The organism is Microbulbifer mixtoriginis (SeqCode), from assembly GCF_052466695.1.
Genome location: NZ_CP174285.1, coordinates 1011457 through 1032789 on the forward strand (window position 1 = coordinate 1011457; position 21333 = coordinate 1032789).

The 21333-nt window shown below is 46.1% G+C and carries 13 protein-coding genes; 11 read left to right on the plus strand and 2 right to left on the minus strand.

The features are described from left to right. The first annotated feature begins 788 nt into the window (after window positions 1-788). The gene (locus ACJJI0_RS04400; RefSeq protein WP_444884833.1) at window positions 789-2717 is read left to right on the plus strand and encodes a S8 family peptidase; all 1929 of its coding nucleotides are present in this window, start codon (window positions 789-791) and stop codon (window positions 2715-2717) included. Between the two features lie 746 nt (window positions 2718-3463). Further along, window positions 3464-4690: a S8 family peptidase gene (locus ACJJI0_RS04405; protein WP_444884834.1), complete on the plus strand. Its 1227-nt coding sequence runs from the start codon at window positions 3464-3466 to the stop codon at window positions 4688-4690. Window positions 4691-4790: 100 nt separating this feature from the next. Here the strand turns inward: ACJJI0_RS04405 and zigA are convergent, their stop codons facing one another. Together zigA and ACJJI0_RS04415 are read right to left on the minus strand one after the other, a co-directional pair. Further along, window positions 4791-5996 (minus strand): zinc metallochaperone GTPase ZigA, encoded by a 1206-nt coding sequence (gene zigA / locus ACJJI0_RS04410; RefSeq protein WP_444884835.1) that lies wholly within the window; start codon window positions 5994-5996, stop codon window positions 4791-4793. Between the two features lie 121 nt (window positions 5997-6117). Continuing rightward, window positions 6118-7371: a tyrosine-type recombinase/integrase gene (locus tag ACJJI0_RS04415; protein WP_444884836.1), complete on the minus strand. Its 1254-nt coding sequence runs from the start codon at window positions 7369-7371 to the stop codon at window positions 6118-6120. Between the two features lie 732 nt (window positions 7372-8103). Between ACJJI0_RS04415 and ACJJI0_RS04420 the strand changes: the two genes are divergently transcribed. The 9 genes from ACJJI0_RS04420 (at window position 8104) to ACJJI0_RS04460 (ending at window position 20382) form a co-directional block, all read left to right on the plus strand. Then, on the plus strand, window positions 8104-9360 hold the full coding sequence (locus ACJJI0_RS04420) for an exonuclease SbcCD subunit D C-terminal domain-containing protein (protein ID WP_444884837.1): 1257 nt from the start codon (window positions 8104-8106) through the stop codon (window positions 9358-9360). Window positions 9361-9371: 11 nt separating this feature from the next. Further along, entirely contained in the window at window positions 9372-10592 is a 1221-nt protein-coding gene (locus tag ACJJI0_RS04425; RefSeq protein WP_444884838.1) for an AAA family ATPase, read from the plus strand. After that, window positions 10505-12625 carry an SbcC/MukB-like Walker B domain-containing protein gene (locus ACJJI0_RS04430; protein WP_444884839.1) on the plus strand — a complete coding sequence of 707 codons (2121 nt, stop codon included), beginning with the start codon at window positions 10505-10507 and terminating at the stop codon, window positions 12623-12625. The genes ACJJI0_RS04425 and ACJJI0_RS04430 overlap by 88 nt, the downstream gene beginning before the upstream one ends. Before the next feature lie 532 nt (window positions 12626-13157). Further along, entirely contained in the window at window positions 13158-13892 is a 735-nt protein-coding gene (locus tag ACJJI0_RS04435; RefSeq protein WP_444884840.1) for a tyrosine-type recombinase/integrase, read from the plus strand. A 224-nt stretch (window positions 13893-14116) separates the two neighbouring features. Then, window positions 14117-15430, plus strand: a complete 1314-nt coding sequence (locus ACJJI0_RS04440) for a metallophosphoesterase (protein WP_444884841.1) — start codon at window positions 14117-14119, stop codon at window positions 15428-15430. Next, the gene (locus ACJJI0_RS04445; RefSeq protein ID WP_444884842.1) at window positions 15423-16562 is read left to right on the plus strand and encodes a GTPase-associated system all-helical protein GASH; all 1140 of its coding nucleotides are present in this window, start codon (window positions 15423-15425) and stop codon (window positions 16560-16562) included. The genes ACJJI0_RS04440 and ACJJI0_RS04445 overlap by 8 nt, the downstream gene beginning before the upstream one ends. Before the next feature lie 6 nt (window positions 16563-16568). After that, window positions 16569-17582 (plus strand): TRAFAC clade GTPase domain-containing protein, encoded by a 1014-nt coding sequence (locus ACJJI0_RS04450; RefSeq protein ID WP_444884843.1) that lies wholly within the window; start codon window positions 16569-16571, stop codon window positions 17580-17582. Beyond that, window positions 17579-18439 (plus strand): TRAFAC clade GTPase domain-containing protein, encoded by an 861-nt coding sequence (locus ACJJI0_RS04455; protein ID WP_444884844.1) that lies wholly within the window; start codon window positions 17579-17581, stop codon window positions 18437-18439. Before ACJJI0_RS04450 ends, ACJJI0_RS04455 begins: the two co-directional genes overlap by 4 nt. Continuing rightward, entirely contained in the window at window positions 18427-20382 is a 1956-nt protein-coding gene (locus ACJJI0_RS04460; RefSeq protein ID WP_444884845.1) for a GAP1-N1 domain-containing protein, read from the plus strand. Before ACJJI0_RS04455 ends, ACJJI0_RS04460 begins: the two co-directional genes overlap by 13 nt. Window positions 20383-21333 lie beyond the last annotated feature (951 nt).

Genomic DNA, 21333 nt, shown 5'->3' on the forward strand with positions numbered 1-21333 from the left:
TAAATTACATCCGCACTTAAAAGATTTATTCTTTGAGGTTGAGAATTTCTCGGGCAGTAATATGACCTGCTCCCATAAAGTTTCAGCTAGGTTCGATAGGTTATTATCACTGGCGAGAGAATGCCTGTGAAGGCCAATGTGTAGCGAAAATACCATTCTGGAAGTTGGAATTACTGCTGAATAGTTGGTGATTATTGCTTATAAGCTCTGCGGTCTATTTCGTCTTTTAAAGGCTGTCCAATTTCCATTCGATCAGTTCACTTACCATCAAAATTCCTAGTTAAATATAATTTTTTTGATACGATATAACATTAAATTATACTTGGGCAATATAGCCGTAATTTATTTCATAAGACATTAATTAATTGTTTTGATGGCATCTCTTGTGAAGTGATTCTCATATTTTTGCGGAAAAATATTTATTACTTTGGCATTTTATAACGATTGTAAATTTGTCATCGAATCCCACTCAGGTTTAAGGGTTATCGCTGAGGATAGTATTTCTTAAGCCGTTATACGTTTGTACCAACAAGAAGCGTTGGTACCAATTTCGTTCTAGCTGACTAAATGATCTTATATTCAGTGAATATATTTGGCCAAGGCGAAATGGCTTAGGAGTAACTAATTTCAAAATATTTTTATTTTGGAATAAATATAACTTCAGAGAAACTATAGTAATGAAATTATTATTAAATAAATTTTTTAAAAAGACGGTTCTAACAAGTACATTTTCGCTACTATGTAATGCGCCTTTCGCTACCTATGCGGAAGAGGCGGACAACGCGCTAATGACTGATCGAATAATCGTAAAGTACAAAGAAAATGCTAAGGTAGGACGGGCATCTATCATGGCTAAGGAGACGGTAGACAAAGCCTCCCGCCATGCCGGCCACAAACTACGTCACCTGCGCCGTATGGCTACTGGTGCACAGGTAATGCGTTTAGAAGGTCGAAAAAATAGAGCTGAATTAAATGCAATTATCGATCGCCTGAGGCAAGACCCGGATGTGGAGTACGCAGAACCAGATCTGATCTTGAAAGCAGTGGCTGTACCTAATGACCCAAGTTACCTCAATCAGTGGCACTACTATGAATCTACCGGTGGCTTGAACCTTCCATCAGCCTGGGATAGCACTGCGGGTAACGGGGCTGTGGTCGCAGTACTCGATACTGGTTATCGACCCCATGCAGACCTGGCAGCCAACATTTTGCCGGGCTATGACATGATCGACGATACCTTCGTTTCCGTAGATGGCGACGGTCGCGATAGCGATGCCACCGATCCGGGTGATTGGTATAGCTCTGGTACTTGTGGCGATAGCTCCTCAAGTAACAGTAGCTGGCACGGTACCCATGTTGCCGGCACTATCGCTGGCGTTACCAACAATAATCTTGGTATCGCTGGTGTTGCCTATGAGGCCAAGATTGTTCCTGTCCGTGTGCTCGGCCGTTGTGGTGGTTATACGTCAGATATTGCTGACGGCATCATTTGGGGTGCTGGGGGTTCTGTCAGTGGACTGCCAGCCAATGTGAATCCCGCCGACGTACTCAATCTCAGCCTTGGCGGCAGCGGAAGCTGTGGTACTACCACACAAAATGCCATCGATACTGCTCGCAGTCTCGGTGCGACGGTTGTTGTAGCTGCTGGCAATAGTAATGCTAACGCAAGCCAATTTACTCCTGCCAGTTGTGATGGGGTGATCTCAGTGGCTGCGACTAATCGCAGTGGCGGTCGTGCTTACTACTCTAACTACGGCAATGTAGTAGATGTTGCAGCGCCGGGTGGAGCACAGAGCTTCGCCAATGACTCCGACGGCGTCCTTTCTACCTATAACAATGGTGCTACTGACCCCGGCAGTGATAGTTACTACTACATCCAGGGCACCAGTATGGCGGCACCTCATGTGGCCGGTGCTGCAGCATTGCTCTACTCTGTAGACCCTACCTTGACCCCAGATGAAGTTGAGTCAATCCTCACCAGTACCGCTCGGAGCTTCCCAGCTTCTTGCAGCAGCTGTGGTTCAGGTATTGTCGATGCAGCAGCGGCCGTAGCCGTGGCCAATGGCGGTGGCGGTAACGAAGGTGGAGAGCTCGAAAATGGTGTTGCTGAGACTGGTATCGAGGGTAACAGCGGTGATGAAATTTACTTCACCCTAGAGGTGCCTGACGATGCCACGGGCCTTTCCTTTGTAATGTCAGGCGGAAGTGGCGATGCTGACCTTTACGTTCGCCATGGCAGCGCTCCGACTACCAGTAATTATGACTGCCGCCCATGGACTTCGGGCAACAACGAAACCTGTGAGATCGCTGACTCTGAATTAGAGGGCGGAACCTATCACGTTATGATACATGGCTATAGCTCCTTCTCTAACGTAAGTCTCGTAGGCAGCTATACCGAGGGCGGTGACGGCGGTGGTAGTGACAGCTGGGAAGAAACAGATCTTTCCGGTTCCCCAAACAGCTGGCAGCACTTCACTGTTGAGGTTGATAGCGGAGCTTCAACGCTGAGTGCCGTAATGTCTGGTGGCAGTGGGGATGCAGACCTCTACGTCCGTTTCGGCCAAGAACCCACCCGCACAGTGTATGACTGCCGTCCATACGAGTGGGGTAATGATGAAAGCTGCAGCATCAGTAATCCAGGCGCAGGTACCTGGTATATCAGTATTCGAGGTTACTCTGACTACTCTGGCGTTTCTCTGAGTGCTAGTACTGAGTAAATGGGCTAACTCCCACTCTACAGGTTCCTGCGGGGTGGGTAGATAGCTGTTCTACTAAAGTAATGCCAGTCAGTTAAGCTGACTGGCATTTTCTTTTAACACGTTGATCTCTGCAGAATCCTTTCCCAGTTATATTGCCGGCAATATCACCAATTCTGTGATGATCATTTCCACTGCTCGATTAAAGCTCGTTTATCAGAGTGAATTAACTTCAAGTTCCAGCCTTTTCTTTAAAGTTGAAAAATTTTCGAAAAGTATTTTGCAGCCTTTCTGTGCACAGTGATTGGAAAGCCCTTAGTTATCTCTATATCGGTGCAAAGACAGATAAATAAGTTTGTTTAGGTGGAGGCTGTCACAAGAATAGAAAGAAGCCGGCAATGACCCAAGAAGGATACATCTGTTGCCACTACTATCCCTGTGGGCAAAATTGAAACACTGGTACTAATTTTGTCTCAATATCCAGCCATGACTTGCTCAGGCATATATCTTGCGTAAACCCTAACGTGCCCTGTCACAACAGGGACATTGGTACTAATGGTTAGGATGTCACACCCCGTCGGCTAAATCATCATGGAGAGATAACAATAATGAAGTCACTGTTGAAAAAATCCACACTAGCAGGTGTGTTTTCACTTCTATGTACAGGCTCCTTCGCCACCCAAATGGATAACATAAGTAGCGCTCCAACAACTGACCGGATCATTGTGAAATACAAGCAGGATTCCACGATTGGACGGTCAGCGAGCATGACTCAGGCAACCGTGGATAAGGCCTCTCGTCGTGCCGGCTACAATTTGCGCCACTTGCGGCGCATGGCGACGGGTGCACAAGTTATGCACCTGGGGAGCCGAAAAAGCCAAGCCGAGATCAACCTGATAATCAACCGACTAAAACAAGACCCCAATATTGAGTACGCTGAGCCCGACATGATGATGCACCCTATGGCGGTCCCTAATGACCCCAGCTATTACGACCAGTGGCACTACTTTGAAGCTGATGGCGGACTGAATTTGCCCGCAGCCTGGGATATAACTCAGGGGGAGGGCGTGGTAGTAGCAGTTATTGATACCGGTTACCTCGCCCACTCAGACCTCATGGACAACTTGCTGCCTGGTTACGACATGATTTCGGATTCCGATATCGCTGTAGATGGGGATGGTCGTGATAGTGATGCCAGTGATCCTGGGGATTGGTATACCGATAGTTACTGCGGAAACCCACTGTATCCCGAGTTTGATAGCAGCTGGCATGGCACTCATGTGGCCGGCACCATTGCTGCCGACACCAACAACAATATGGGTATCGCTGGGATAGCCCATAAAGCAAAAGTGCTCCCCGTTCGAGTACTCGGCCGCTGCGGCGGTTACACATCTGACATTGCCGACGGCATTGTCTGGAGCGCTGGCGGCTCGGTTAGTGGTGCACCAGCCAATGAAACTCCGGCTCAAGTACTGAACTTGAGCCTGGGGGGCTTTGGCCTCTGTGGAAGCACAACTCAAAGTGCCATTAATACGGCTCGTAGCCTGGGCGCTACCGTTGTTGTTGCTGCGGGTAACTCTGGGCGGAATGCCTTCTGGTTTTCGCCAGCTAACTGTTCAGGAGTCATTACAGTATCCGCAACCAACCGCTCCGGAGGGCTTGCTTACTACTCTAACTACGGTAATGTGGTCGATGTCGCTGCCCCCGGAGGTGAAACTAATTCGGTGGAATCCGATGGCGTTCTCTCTACATTAAACAGCGGAGCGCGAACTCCCGGTAGTGATAGCTTCGCATACTATGCCGGTACCAGCATGGCCGCTCCACATGTTGCCGGTACAGCTGCACTTATATATTCAGTCAAGCCCGATGTTACACCAGATGAGGTTGAATCCATTCTCACCAGTACAGCCCGAAGCTTTACGGGCTCTTGTCGGCGCTGTGGATCAGGCATTGTTGATGCGGCGGCAGCCGTTGAGGCCGCTATAGAGAATTGAATTGTAGAAAGGAGTTAGTTTGATAAAAGACCGGCACTTTGCCGGTCTTTTACACTTTTCCACTAAAGGATCTAGCCAAGTACAGGGGTGAGGTTAATATTCATCCTTGTTCCCATGCGGGAAATGGATCATTCAATGTCGCCCAGTATTCTTTGCCTCGTAGCACTTCGTCCTCGCTTAGCAGGCAGTCATCAAGCGCTTTTGTCATGCTGGTTTGATTCAAACTCTGGCCAATAAATACTAGTTCTTGCCGCATATCACCAAAGGGTTCTACCCATTGCTTTTCAATGGAGTTGCGATAATTCTCGTCAGTGGGCCAGTTTTCTTTGGGTATAGCCTTCCAGAACATTCCAGCGAACCCATAGTGAGCAATGCCTCCCGCTTGACTCCATTCGCCTGCAAACTCAGGGCGGGACGCCAGCCAAAAATACCCTTTGGAACGAATTAACTTGCCGTGCCTCTCAGTATTGTGCAGAAATTGATGAAATTTTTCTGGATGGAAGGGTCTACGTGCTTCGTAGCTGAAACTGCTAATGCCATACTCTTCAGTTTCAGGAACATGCTCACCTCGCATCTCTTTAAGCCAACCAGGTGCTTGCTGCGCGCGCTCGAAGTCAAATAAGCCGGTACTTAGAACCTCGACAATATTGACTTGCCCTTGAGAGATCGGAACTATTTTTGCCTGCGTATTTAAAGTTCGCAGAATGGCCTCTAGGCGCTCAACATCAGAAGGGCCAGCTAAATCCGTTTTACTGATCAGAATGACATCTGCGAACTCGACCTGGTCGATCAGCAAATCAGTTACACTGCGTTCGTCGTCTTCGCCTAATGATTCACCAGCATCCTGTAAAAATACTGCCTCGTCATAGTCCTTTAAAAAATTGACTGCATCGACCACCGTCACCATTGTGTCCAAACTGGCAACATCAGAGAGAGAAACACCATTTTCGTCGGCAAAAGTGAAGGTTTCTGCAACGGGTAAGGGTTCAGAAATCCCTGTTGATTCAATAACGAGATAATCAAACCGTCCTTCCTGCGCAAGCTTAGTGACTTCCTCCAGAAGGTCTTCCCGCAGAGTGCAGCAAATACAGCCATTACTCATCTCAACAAGCTTCTCCTCACTACGGTTAAGAGAAACTTCGCTCTGTACTTTCGTCGAATCGATATTGATTTCACTCATATCATTGACGATTACAGCAACTTTTTTGCTTTCGCGATTGTTCAGTATGTGGCTAAGTACCGTAGTTTTACCGGCACCTAGAAAACCTGAAAGGACGGTGACTGGGAGTTTGTTTGTATGTGCCATTAGCCTCTCCGCACTCTGAGTATTCATCCATGTGTACTAGGTTAATCAGATGGTGCGCAATGATATATCGTATCTTTTTTGGGTCAAGCTATTTCATCTATATGAGGGTAGGGCGGTAGTATTACCGCTCCTCCTTTACCCGCTTACTCCGCCCACTTTCATGCCGCTCCCGCATGTCGGAATCAATGTAGCGATCGGTCGTAGCCATACTTGCATGTCCCGCATCATCGCGCACATGCTCGCGGGGGCGGTACTTCACATCTTCAGAAATACCCGTATGGCGGAGCCAGTGCACAGTGGCAGCCTTAAGATCTTCAGCATCTTCCCCTAAGCCTTCTTCAACCATCCGTTGGTGGGCAGCATCAAAGCAGTTTTGAACAATCAAACGCACCTGTCGGGTACTGGTAACCGGTCCCTTGCCACGGGACTTGTGCACCAGAGGTGTCTGCTCGTTAATACTGGGCAGAGCAGGGAGCTGCAAATAATTTCTGTAGCGCTTCAAGGCCTTCAACATTTGGTCGCAAACAGTGATCGCCCGGCCTTTGTTACCTTTACCCGTAACGTGAAACCACCAGTTTCCGTCGCGATCTTTCTTGAAATCACCCATAACTGGTGCCGATCTTTCATCCGCAACCAACTCAGAGATTCGCAAATACATAGCGAATAGGGCGTTCATAATGAATAAAGTTCGCTCGTGATCAGTTGGTGATGTCTCGGCCATGATCTCAGCAGTCTCCAGGACATAGTCCCACTGCAAGTTGCTGATTCGGCGCACAACCTGGCTTTGTTGCTCACGTCGAACAAACTTACTTTTCTGGCGAATCAGTGCCACAGGATTGGCTGTTACCAAGCCTTCTTGATAGAGAAAATCGAAGAAGGATGACAATGCAGTAAAGATGCATTTGATCGCTGCCTGGGATGGCCGAAACTCCTTGGGGGAAGCCGTCTTGCCAGCACGAAACTCAACTTTGGATACACTGACTACGAATGGCCGCCAATCGGCATTCACAACGCGCTCGCCATTTTGTGTTTTGAATCTGGCAACATTCTTAGTTCCAATCCAGGCAATTGGCGGCTCAATGCAAAACTGCACAAACTCCTCAATGTGTTCGCGCTTCAGAGTCATTATTGAAACTTCTTCAATGCGCCACGCCCATTGCAGCAACCGCTCAAGTTCACGGCGGTAGCTGTTGAACGTTGCCTGGCTGCCGTTATAGCTGTAAAGAAACTTAAGCGTGAACTCCAGATCGGTATCAGCACCAGGAATCTGCTTGCTGAGATAACGGCTAGCTGAAAAGCTGGTGCAGCGGAATGGATTCTCAAGATTGCTCAGGTTGTCGATGATTGGTGCTGGTGGCCGATTGGAAGCAGACATAGAAATATGGAGTTGTTGTTGGAATGCGGTGAACGCCCAAGTTAAGTACTTAACTAGCCTTCTGATTTTATCCTAAATTCCAATTAGTTAGTGCTTTTATTACTAACTGAAACACTTACCTGATCACTCATCAGTATTTTTTGATCTGGTAAATACTTGTCCAAATATATTGCTTATTTGAATAGCCAGAAATTAACCCAAGAGTTAATAGGTTTAATCCCAGGTGATGTTTTGCCTCTAAAGATTGGTAGTCTCCAGAGTGTGTGACAACCTCTAGAGCCGATCCGGTATCATAAAGGGTTCGGTCTGGACATCGATGTTACCGCTGCCATACTAGGCACCTGCCTCAGCCAAGGGTTCGAGACCTTCGACGCCAACTTAAACCATGCCCCGAATACATCTGGTAATTTAGCTGAGTGATGGCACTGCCTTTAGCATGATGAGTTGTTTCGAACATTTTGTGTCCAAGCATCTTTCAGAAAAGGTCACTGATAAAAAGCTACCACTACTGAGTATTGGAATGAGGTGGTAGGGTATGGACCATAAGTCAGGCTAGAAAGAGGCACTTGATAGTTATCACCCTAGCTTGAATTTCAAGCAGCATTGCTTCTAAGAATGTAGGGGTGGGCTAGGGGCTTACCGGATTCGGAAGGGGGAGGTGGTCTTGCATCGCTTAAGCAAATCGATAAAGGAATTTTCCATTGAAGAACCACAGTCAGAGGTGGATGCTCCATGAAAATTCTTCACACATCTGATTGGCATATTGGTCGAACTTTATACGGCCGAAAACGCTATGAAGAATTTGAGGCCTTTCTGATATGGCTGGCAGAAGCAATTCAGAAAAACTCAATTGATGTGTTGATAGTTGCTGGTGATGTGTTTGATACCAGTACTCCGAGCAATCGCGCCCAGGAGCTCTATTACCGTTTCCTATGCCGTGTGGCTATTTCATCTTGCCGGCATGTGCTCATCGTTGCGGGAAATCATGATTCTCCATCCTTTCTCAACGCACCCAGGGAGTTACTTAAGGCCCTAGATGTCCACGTGGTCGGTAATATCAGTTCCTCCCTAGAAGATGAAGTACTGGTGCTTTGTGATAAGCAAGACGTCCCTGAATTGATTGTTTGTGCAGTGCCCTACCTTCGCGATAGGGATATTCGCGTGGCGGAAGCTGGTGAAAGCATCGAAGACAAGGAGCGAAAGTTGATAGATGGAATTCGCACCCACTACGCTGCTGTCGCTACCTTGGCCGAGCAGAAGCGAGAGAGTTTGGGGGGGGGCATTCCGATCGTAGCTACAGGACATCTTTTCACAGCAGGCGGACAAACTGTTGATGGTGATGGTGTACGCGACTTATACGTTGGTTCTTTGGCTCATGTGGCAGCCGGAATTTTTCCCGCAAGCTTTGATTATGTGGCGCTTGGGCACTTGCACGTGCCACAAAAAGTAAACGGCTCCGAGACTATACGCTATAGCGGCTCGCCGCTACCCATGGGGTTTGGTGAAGCGAAACAGCAAAAGAGCGTGTGCTTAGTGGCCTTTGATCAAGCTCAGGGACTTAGTAAGACGGCATCAGTCCAAATGATTGACGTACCGGTGTTCCAGAAACTGGAACGCATTAGAGGAGACTGGGGTGGAATTTTAAATCGTATCCTTGAATTATCGGTAATAGATGCTCCCGACGGTTCTGCTGTCTGGGCTGAAGTCATCTACGAAGGTGACGAAGTTATAGGAGACCTGCGGGAGCGGTTGGAAGCTGAAATTTCCAACGCTAAGGTAGAAGTTCTCCGTATAAAGAACAACCGAGTCATAGACCGTGTATTGAGGCAAATACACCAGGAAGAATCACTCGACGACTTGAATGTAAACGATGTATTTGAACGTTGCCTAGACGTTAATTGCATACCTGATGAACAGCGGCCGGAATTGCTTCGTGCCTACAAGGAAACACTTTCTTCACTCCATGAAGAAGATGTAAAGGCAGAGTAAAGAGGCTGTCGATGAGAATACTGCAAGTTCGCTTTAAAAATCTGAATTCACTGGTCGGCGAATGGCAGGTCGACCTAACGCACACGGCTTTTGTGTCTGATGGTATCTTCGCTATCACCGGCCCTACCGGCGCAGGGAAAACCACCATCCTAGATGCTATTTGTCTCGCCCTTTATGGGCGGACACCGCGCCTGAACAAGGTCACCAAGAGCGGAAACGAAATCATGTCTCGCCAGACTGGCGAATGTTTTGCTGAGGTGACCTTTGAAACTCAGTCTGGGCGTTACCGTTGTCATTGGAGCCAGCGCCGAGCGCGCAAGAAACTGGATGGTGAACTCCAATCCCCAAAACACGAAATTGCCAATGCCGATTCCGGCGAGATTTTCGAATCCAAGATCAGAGGGGTGGCCGGCCAGATTGAGTCAGCTACTGGCATGGACTTTGATCGTTTTACCCGTTCCATGTTACTTGCCCAAGGTGGCTTTGCCGCGTTTCTTCAGGCAGCACCAGATGATCGGGCTCCGATTCTAGAGCAGATTACGGGCACAGAGATCTATAGTCTTATATCTATCCGAGTCCATGAACGTCAGCGCGAAGAGAGGGAACAACTGAACCTGCTCCAGGCTGAAACAACAGGTATCGTAGTTCTTGAGCCTGAGCAGGAAGAAGAGCTTGAACAGACACTCAAGATAAATCAAAAGGAAGAAACTGACCTCGCCACCAAATTTGCCAGCACCAAGAAGGCAATTGATTGGCTTGATAGTGTTAAAAAGCTGAAGACAGAAATTCACAACCTCTCTGAAGAGGGAGGCAAGCTGCAGGATGAAATTGAGACGTTCAAACCGAGTCGTGAGAAGTTAAACCTGGCTGTAAGTGCTGCCTCCCTCGACGCTACATACGCAACTCTCACCGAGATCCGTAAGCAACAGGCATATGATAGGGCATCATTGAAGTCTAAGGAAGAAGCTCTTCCTGGGCTGGAGGCGTCTACCAAGGATCATGCCGAGGCACTGAGAACAGCTGATCAACAAGCCGGCTTGGCCAAAGAGAACCTGAAAGTGGCCGTACCGATATTCCAGCAAGTACGCTCCCTAGATCAGAAGCTTGCTGAGCTGAAGAAGGCTGTTTGGGAAAGCGATGAAAGTTGCAAGAAAATTGGGTCAAAGATTCAAGCAGAAAAAAATTGCGGCTCGAAGAAGAGGGTAAGCGCACCAAAACTCATGAGGCGCTAAATCTCGTAGACGGCTATCTCCAGGAGCATGCACAGGATGAATGGTTGATTCAGGGCCTGGCAGGTGTTGAAGAACAGTTCGGTATCCTACTCACTAGGCAAAAAGAAATTGCTCAAAAAGGGGCTGATCAAGAAGCTGCCTCGAAAGCTTTAGAGCTGGCGGCTAATTCACTAGATACCTGTCAGAAAGAATCAGCCTTTCGAAAGCAGGAGTTGGTAGAGGCCTCAAAACAGATTAAGCAGGGCAAAGACGTATTGAGCCAGTTGCTAGGAAAGCGTTTATTGCGGGAATACCGCACCGAGAAGGAAACCCTGCTGCGTGAAATGGCATTTCTGGCAAAAATAGTGGAGCTTGAAGAACACCGAGCCAGGCTTGAAGATGGAAAACCATGTCCACTTTGTGGTGCAACCGAGCATCCCTTCGCAGAAGGGAATATCCCTGTCCCTGACGAAACCGAAGAGAGAATTGATGCGCTGACTAAGTTGATCTGCAACGCTGAGGATCAAGAGGTCGCGATCCGAAAGCTTGAAGATCTTGAAAGATTGGCCCACAAAAATTTCATTGATGCGGAAAAACTGGAATCATCAACGGCAAATGATAAGAAGGTCGCAGAGAAAACCCTGGCAGAGATCAAAGATGCCGTTGTAAAACTGCATGCAGATTCTACTGAATTCAGACAGGCTGTCTTTATCAAACTTCGTCCTCTTGGAATCGTGGATGATTTTGAAGTGGACATTTCATTAGTGCTTGAATCTCTTCGGAAGAGGCTGAATGTATGGCAACTCCAGGTCAAGAAAAAAGTAGACCTTGAAAAACAGGTTACCGATATTGATGGAGAGGTAGTAAGACTGGATGCCGTTATCGAAATGCAGTGCACAGTTCAGAAGGAAAACCAGGATCGCTTAGAGAGCTTGCGAAACGAACTCCTTGTTGGAAGTGATGAACGTAATTCCCTGTACGGTGAAAAAAATCCCAGCGATGAGGAGCGCAGTTTAAATACGGCGATTTCTGTTGCTGAAAATGCAGAAAAACAGGCTAGGGAACGTCACAACAAGTTCCAGCAAGAATGGAATATGGTGAAGTCTCATACTGATTCATTGAGAAAGCGAATTGACGAGAGAGAGCCGAATCTGAGCAAGATGGAGACCGAGTTCTCAGAAGCACTCACGTCAGTTGGCTTTACGAATGAAGAAGAGTTTCAGGTGGCCATGCTGCCCTCCGGACGTAGGAATGAGCTGGCAGACAAGGCAAAGAACCTAGATGAACGACAAACCGATTTGAAAGCTCGGCAAAATGATCGAGAAAAGCGCCTTTCTACAGAAATGAGCAGACAAGTTACGGAAAAGTCTAAAGAAGAACTCGAGCCACAGCTTAGAGAGTTCGAGGCATCTCTAAGCAAACTACGGGAGATTATTGCCGGCAACAAACACAAGCTTAGTGAGAATGCAGCTGCAAAAGGCCGGATAAATGAAAAACGGGCGGCCATAGAGATTCAGAAAATCGAGTGCAGCAGGTGGGAAAACCTACAAGAGTTAATCGGTTCTGCAGACGGAAAGAAATACCGTAATTTTGCTCAGGGGCTGACCTTCGAGATGATGATTGGTCATGCCAACCGAGAATTGCAAAAAATGACTGATCGTTATTTGTTGGTTCGCGATCATACTCGGCCACTGGAGCTTAATGTGGTCGATAGCTACCAGGCTGGAGAGATTCGCTCCACTAAGAATCTTTCAGGTGGTGAGAGTTTTATTGTGAGTCTGTCTTTAGCTCTGGGTTTGTCTCATATGGCAAGTAAGAATGTTCGAGTGGATTCGCTATTCTTGGACGAAGGATTCGGTACGCTCGATGAGGAGGCACTCGATACGGCTTTGGAGACTCTCTCAAGCTTGCAACAGGATGGCAAACTTATTGGTGTGATTTCGCATGTCTCTGCCCTGAAAGAGCGGATCAGTACACAAATTCAGGTAACACCTCAAACAGGTGGGAGAAGTAATATATCCGGACCCGGATGCTACAGGTTGGAGCCACTTTGACCTGCTTCCTTCTAGACACCTCGTAACGTGGGTAGGCACAGACACCCTGTCGTTAAAATAGGATCAATAAGTGTGCTGTACTCCTCTAGAACCTAGTGCTGCCCCTTCATACCGCTTATTGATCCATGTTTATCGGGATTCACCTACGCAAACTGAAGATAGTTGCTCACCTTAATCTCCACAATAGCTATCCAAGAGGTGACACATACAGGGCAAAATTGCGGCCCTAGAGAGTCAATTAAGAGAGCAGCATGAAGATGTTTGATGGATTAGTGGTGCTCTGACTTTGCTATTGGATGCTTAAAGGCCCAATACATACAAAAGCCAAATGCAGTTTTACTGGGGTATGGTGTTATTGAGGTGTCGGCGAGTTGGGGGTTGAAACTTTGATCATAAGTGCACCATATGCAAGTAAAGCGGTGCATCGGCTGCGGCCCAGTTTTAAACGCTATTTGTTGATAAAATCACCATTGTCTGTGGGAAAATAAGGGCGCATAATGCCCCTTGGATTGCACCAAAGATCAAGGACGTAATGGTACAAAAGAGGCGCAGCGACAGCGGGTTTTCCGCACCCAGTCCCCAGCCACTCTTTCACCCGGTGGAAGCGCCGGCGGTCGCCTTTCCGATTCAGTTTGTGCAGATCGATTGGGATCGTCTGGTGGCCAAACGGCCCACGGTCCTGGACACTGTTGATACTATGCAGGTGTACCTGCTCAAGCCGGAAGTCCTGTGTCTGCTCGACGCCGAAAAACACCCGACCTTTCGTTTGATTCTGGACCTGATATGGGCCGCCGGTGCCCGGATCTCGGAAGTGCTGGCGTCAAAGCCGGCGTCCTTTGTTGATTACGGGTGTGACTTCGGGGTGGTTCTGAAAACGCTGAAACAGCATCCCGGCAGTTCTACCAAAAAGGCGCTGCAGCGCTCGCCCAAACACTATATCCCCATTACCGATCACGCCCTGGAAGACCGTATCCAGAGTTACCTCTACGCGGGGCATTTCAAAAAAACCGAGCTAATTTTTCGGATGTGCCGACAAACGGTGAATCGGCATATTCATGCGTTGGTGGGTAGAGTAGGGGGCGTACCCTTTGCGATCAGTACCCACACCTTTCTGTATTCGTTTGCGATTCATTTGTTATTGCATGGGCGGCCATTGAAGTACGTGAGTCAGTTGTTGGGGCGCAAGTCAGTGGATAGCACCGAGATTTATACCAATGTGCTGACCGTCGATGGGGCGCATTTTTTGGATGGGTTGGATTTTCATTGAGGGTTGAATGGCAATAATATATCTCAATGCATTATAAGAGAAGCTGGCTATATTTATGGCGAGTTACTACGAAGAAATACTGCTAGCGGTAGTTTTTATGGTATAGCAGTAGTACGGAGAGTTTCCTTTCAGCGAATTGCTAGAAGAAGATCGCTCACCCAAGTGAAAATTCAGGTGAAATTAAAAAGAACTATAGTATTACACGCATAAGGAAAAAGGGCGCAGTGCTACGACTACTACATCTATCCGATATCCACTTCCGGACTCCATTTTGCGAAGATCCTAAGCAAGATAGAGATGGCCCCATCCGCGACGCATTGATCAAAGATATTGAATCAATAATACAAAATGACAGCCGGCCAATATCTGCAATCTTAATTACAGGTGATATTGCTTTTAAAGCAGAAACCAAGGAATTCGAATTCGCAGCTCAATGGCTAGATGATCTGTGCCGTCGCTTTTCATGTCCTCCTCTGAATGTATATGTTGTCCCCGGAAATCATGACGTTAACCGGGCTACAGCCGGTAAACTTATGATAGATGCTGTTAGGCAACGCATTATGAATAAGCAAGGAGAGGCTCGCGAAAGTGCTTTCCGGATGGCGCTACTAGATTCGCAAGCAGGTGCAGAACTCATCAAACCAATGAATGAGTACAATGTGTTTGCTGCGCGTTATCGCTGCGACATTACACCTCAAAATCCTTTTTGGACAGACAAGCTACCCATAGATGAAGGCGTAGACCTGATTATCAATGGGCTAACATCTACTTTCTTCTCAGGCGAACACGATGACATCGGCAGGCTCTTCTTAGGCGGCATACAAACGAACTTCCGGACTGAAGACGGCTGCATCCATCTTTCTATGATGCACCACCCTTGTGACTGGTTCGTAAACTCAGATGACGTAATTGATGATCTTAATAACGGTGCAGGAATTCAGCTTTTTGGTCATAAGCACCGCGGTAGATGGGACCCAGGTATGGGTACTGTTCGGATAGCAGCTGACTCGATTCATCCAGACCGGGCTGAAGGCGGCTATGAACCGGGTTACAACATATTAGACTTACACCTTTCTCATAATCACGCCGAACAACCGCAGGTTACGGTATCTGCGAAAATTAGGGTGCTTCAAAATGCACCAAGAATCTTTATTGGTAAACAGAATTACAATCAAACCGAGGTCTTTGAGTATCACATACCGGTTAACCCTAGACCCACTGCTCCCATATCTGCTCAAACACCTCCAGCTGCTCCAGAGGAACCCTCTAGCACCCAGGCTCAATCTGAACAAGAAAGCACCAACGAAGAGTTTCCCCAGCCCTCCCAGGTAAATGGCAAAGAAATGGCATTTCGATTCTGGAACTTAAAGCTCAGTCAAAGAAGCCAAATTCTGACTGAGCTTAATTTATTGGAAGAAGAGCACATGGCGCTACCTGAAAATGAGCGCTACAGAACAGCGTTCAAGAATGCCAACGAAATGGGGGTTGTTGACAAATTGATAGAGAAAGTGACGACGGCGGAGAAGATAAATGAGTGAAGAAACGCAAGATATAGAATCCAATGAAGACCAGGAAATCAGCGAAATCCCAGAGATGCACATTCTTTTCGCTGATTGGATGAGGTCTTCAGAACTCGATGTCAATAGAGACACTCTCGATCTCCGCTGGGCAGGGGTTGCGCACTTACGCGATGAGCAACTTGATTGGGATGAAGAGAAAGAACTCATAAGGGTAGCTTTGGGTATGCCTGAGTTAAAAGATGGCCCTGATCACTGGCTACGTAAAGCATTCAAAAAGCATGACAATCTGTTCCCGATGACAGCAGGGACACATGAATTTGAACTCCAGACATTGTCAACAGCCTGTCTAGCGGCGTGTTTGGAAGACGAAGATAATGAAGAACGTGCAACAGCACTATCTACAACTATCCTAGCAGCATCATTTTGCGGGCAAAGGGATTTTCCTGGTAACGCTGACATCACCGAGATGTCCACACAATTTGCCTTGAAAGAAGGTATATCAAGAAGGAAGCGGAAATCGCCATCTCCTCCTAATTTCAACTTCAAGATTAGGAATGCAACAAAAGAAGCCGTTGAAGCAGTTTCCGGAAACCAACCTGCTCAATATGAGGCTGCACTAAAAGCTGTTTTGAATGAGTTCAAGGCACATCTAAGTTGGTGCCAAGATCACACCAAAGCATATGTTCGACAATCAAATAATCAAACTGTCATTCAAGATGAAGAACTCGAAATTTTGTGGTGGCTATTTGGTGAAAAAAGCAGCATGCTCAATATCCCAGTAGAACAAGTGGATAAACTCGCGTTACCTGCAGTGCTTGGTGTGGAATTTGCTCATAGAACGAACCTTGATTCAGAGCTACCTGCCCTACCAGGATTGCTTAAGAAAGCAGGCTTAAGAGATGATCAAGAAATAGCTTTCAAGGACATGATAAACAAATCTAAACCCCTGGTTGAAAACTTACTGGAAGAGGATGAATATTGCCCCGTTCTATCACCTGCACTACATGCCCTATCCATAACTCGAGAACACAGTAGCTGGCAAAGAATTTGGGAGAAAGACACCGGACTTGATTCTAAAACCAAAGCCAGTAGCAAAGACTGGGTAACTCAAATATACAGAGAGTGTCTCCACATCAGAAAGTGGGGGTAATAAGCAATGGCTGGAAAATGTTCAAATCCACAGTGCCAAATTGAGGAAACCGGTCTTTGCCTAGAAGGCTTTGAAGATCTAGGAGATTGCTCAAGTTATAACGGAGATTTAGTCGAAGAAGTATTGCAAAGCCCAGCAGACACAGTCCCTGCAATCCAGGAATTGGCTGAAGATAAAATCAACCTCATGGGTCGGCTACCTCTAGATCCAGAAACGGCTGATGCACTCCTTAAGAATAAAGGGGGAAGAATAATTGCCTGTGTTGGACCAGCAAACGTTGGAAAAACAACGCTATTTGCAAGCCTCTACGACCTCCTCCAGGAAGGGCCAATAGTTAACTGGAATTTTGGTGGATCAGCAACAATATATCCTTTTGAAGAACTGTGCCATTCCGCCAGATCTACTTCTCGGAGGGATCGCCCCGAAACACCAAGAACGTTTGCATCTGACGGCTTAAATTTCTACCACCTATCTCTGTACGATAAATCAAGTAACCGAGAAGAACTTTTTCTAGCCGATAGAGCCGGTGAACTATACAGTAATGCTGCAGATAGCTCTCAAGCCTGTGAACAGCTATATGAGGTCAGTAGAGCAGATATTGTTCTCATGCTTGTTGATGCTGAAAGTCTCGGTGATAAGGCTAAAAGACATCTTGCTAAAAGACAGGCCCTAAATATCATACAGGCTTTTTCTGAGTCAGCCATGATAAACGAAGGAACAAAAGTAATCATTACTTTGACCCGCTATGATTTAGCAGTTAAGGCTGAAAGCAATGAATTAGCGACCACAGAACACCAAAGAATTATTGACTCGGCAAAAGAAACTCTAGGGCCGGGTATCACTGTTGTGGGAGAAATCATAGCAGCACGGCCAGACTCGATTGAGAGTGTCGAACCCGGCCAAGGGATACCATCTCTACTAGGAAGTATCGTCGACCACAAGGTACCTAAAGCTAAAATAGCACCGAATGACCCTGAGAAAGCAAGTAGAACGTTCTTAGATCAAGAGTTCGCTTTATGAATACTAACCATAGCAATGACTCGATACTTATTTGCGGACTTCCAGAATCCGGTAAAACCACCTTTTTAGGTGCCCTCAGCTATTTAATGCAAGCTGGTGAATTGGAAACTTCACTTAAACATGCAGGTTTACCTAGAGAGCGCGCCTATATGAATAGGTTATCGGAGCGGTGGTGCCTGTGTGAACCTATGGAAAGGACGCGTATCGATGAAGAAGAAAGTGTCACGCTTCATTTCTCTAAAAACGAAAACACTATAGGAATAACTTTCCCTGACCTTTCAGGTGAAACTTGGAAACAAGTATGGGGAAATCATCAATGCACCGAAGAATTTGTCAAAATGACAGACAATGCTTCAGCACTGATTCTTTTCATTCATGCAGACAGTGTCAAAAAGCCTCTTTCTGTTGTAGATGCTAAGGGCATGGCAGAAGCTCTAGGTAAAAATGATGATCAGGAAAGTCTCGTTGATCCAGTACCTTGGGATGCAACATCTCATACACCAACACAGGCTATGTTAGTAGCGTTACTACAACTGCTAGCAAGACCACCTATGGGCTCAACTAGCCCTAAAGTTGCCATTGTACTCTCAGCATGGGACAAAATACTTGACGATATTTCTCCCGAGAAGTTTTTACAGGGTGAAATGCCACTTCTATATCAGTACCTAAATAGTGGTTTTGATTATCACGAATGGAAGGCTTTTGGCGTTAGCGCACAGGGTGGCGATCTCAGCAACGGAGAAACAACTGAGAAAGAAAAATTACTTTCGTTTGATAAACAATCAGAAAGAATAATTGTACAAGATAGTGCTGATACTACGCACGATTTGACAACAATACTCGAATGGACCCTTTAGCCGTGATAGCGGAATCAGAACGCATTCATGTATCTCAAGCTCTTCATGGATACCGTGATGGGCACCAGCTACTTGCAACGTCAGAAAAGCTGGATAGTGCAGCAAAAATGAAGTTACTCCAAATGAGTGACTCACCAGGTAGTGGGTTTAATGACTCAAATACTCCATGCTTGACAGGCTACCCATTAAAGGAAGCAGGAAAATATGCCTTGGCCAAAACTTGGCCCGCACTCCAAATGGGGCGGCCAGGCTGTGTTTGGACCCATACAATTTTAATTGATTTTTCAGACCTCCCTAGAATCAGTGATTTCTCATCGCTTCTTTCATATTTTAGAGAACCTGAAAGTCTTACATTTGACGAATACAAAAAAAGTTTAACCCTTTCAAGTAAAGATACAAAAAGGGCTGAGTTTGGCGCTGATGATCTAGGGCTAGAAGAGCTCATTTATCGACTTTACTCCACAAATACCACTGTTGAACTAGCCAAAGAACTGGTAAGTGATGAGACAGTATTAAAGGTATGGAGTCAGCAATGGCCTAGATTAAGAAGATCTTTTAGTTTTAGAACATGGAATAATAAGACCAGTTCTAAAACACGGGCTACTTTTGATATACTCCTAAGTATTGATGATCTTACGTTACGTGATTTAACCAGTCCTAAAAACCAAGATTATGACTGGCTTCTTGATGCAACATTAGATGCAAGAAGCAAGGCAGGGGGGGATTTACGAAAGTTTCTATGGAAGCATGGTGGAAATACTACCCAAACTCGAGAGGCGTATGTTCCACTTCTAAGAGCTTGGCAACTTTTGCGTGGAGATAAAGATGAGTTAAATGAGCTCAGCAGCTTGCTATTAAAGTGGCATTCTAGGCCCTCAAGTATTGTTAGGGCTATAGCTAATAAAATTAGCCATAGTGATCGTCCTAGTCTAGAAAAAAATACAACTAACCTTCTTATAAGCGATATTGGCAGCATTAAGATCAATGACTTATCTCGATCAGGCGAAGAGCTAATCGGACGCTCACTCGGAGCTAATCAAAACGATCTTCTTCAGAAGGTAATAGCTCCTTGGACAGAGCATAGTGATGGCATCTTAAAAGGTGCTGCTGAGACCATGTCCTACAACGCTATTATTAACTGTTTAAATTGCGAGCCACAATTAACTGATCGATTTCTAGCTGCCAGAAAGGATATTCTCGAAGAACCCAGCTTTTGGAACTATAAGAAGCTTGCTAATCAAGCCATTGAAGTTGTTGGCAGAGAATCTTCAAATACAGTTGTCACAGCGATAATAGAATCGGACAACTTTGATTTTGCAGATATTCTTATGGACAAATTTGGGGATGATTTCTATCGGTGTATCTTTAATAAGCTGGAAGAAAAGAGCATTAACAAAAAGTGGATAGAAATCGCAGTTCGTGATCCACATTCATTGTTATACGCAGCTTATCATCATTCCCATATTTCAATTGATAGCCTTGATTTAATCTCTGGATACATATCTCCTTATTTAGAGGTGAGTGATAAAGATAGTGACCCCTGGATATCCGCTATCGGCAATGCTAAAAATAATGATTTACCCAGAGACCTATCAATGTTCTTACTAAAAAGGGCCTTATTTGGTAGCTCACCTCAAATTTATGACTTGCTGAAACTTTCTATCACACCATGTTATGGGTTAATTAATAATTACGAGCTTAGTTGGAATGAATGGATAGAGATTGAACGTGCTCTACAATACCCAAGCACATGGATTCCGCTAAGCAGAAAAGATAAATTTATTTCAGGAATAGCGAACCATATCATAAGCAAAAGATACTCATCAGGCGAATTATTCAATTTAACCACAGACAAGATTCTCTTAGAAAAAATCATCTATAATATTTCAAAATCTGAGGAAGGGCTTCAGTATCTCAGTGAAGTAAAAAATGAAGAAATATAGCCAAGAGAACTAGTTTAGAGAAAATCTGACGGCCTTTGGTCGGGTCGAGGCTAAATTTCTACGCTTTAGCCTGAGTCAGACGAATTCTCTTAAATATGTAATCTATACTTTGGTTAGATTTTTTTAGTGCCTCCTCAAGCACTTCTTCAGGAGGCTCTTCATAAATTATTGTCGTTGACGGATTAACATTACCAGCTATTTTTTGAGCCACACGGCCAGCCGCATCGAAGTGTTATGCAGGCCGATGGGCACTCCCACTATGGTTTGGGAGAGAGCGCCAGAATATCCATGGGTAAAGATATAAGCACTCGCCTACGACCAGCAGTAACTCAGCCTGCGTCACGAGACAAGCACCGCTTCGGCACAGGTCAGTACCGGTTTCGTAGCCATCAATCTGAACCAAGAAACTATCGACTACTTAGAGGGGAGGGTGCTTGCCGCAGTTGCGAGTTCAGCCGCAGTAATCCGAATAACCCTAGTGCTAACAGGATGCACGTGCCTTGCTCATGAAATTTTGCTAAATGGTCAGTAGCATGCTTCCTTTAACTACGTATGCTTAGAGAGTTGCATAGCCTGCCATGCTGGTAGGGTCAAGCCAAGGCAGCTGTATTCGGGTAGGTATACGTGGGCTTCCGTGCAGCGTAAATTTACTTCAGAAAAACCGAGTTGGTTCCAAATTGGTGATCAGGCAAAGCAGTTTTATAAACACCCACCCAATAGAGGCATAGAGTGCTCTGTGAATTAATAATGCATGTGGGGGCAGGTCTGGGGTGATCCAGCCTGCATTTTGAGACAGTCAAAATGCTTACGGTCGCAGCATGCTGATCGCATGTCGCTTCATGTACAGGGATAGCCAAATGGGTTAAGGCAGTTTGTTCAGCTGAACAGGTACTAAATGTGAGGGGAAAATCATCTGGTAGTCCTGATGGAAAGCAGGAAGCAGCCTCGTAG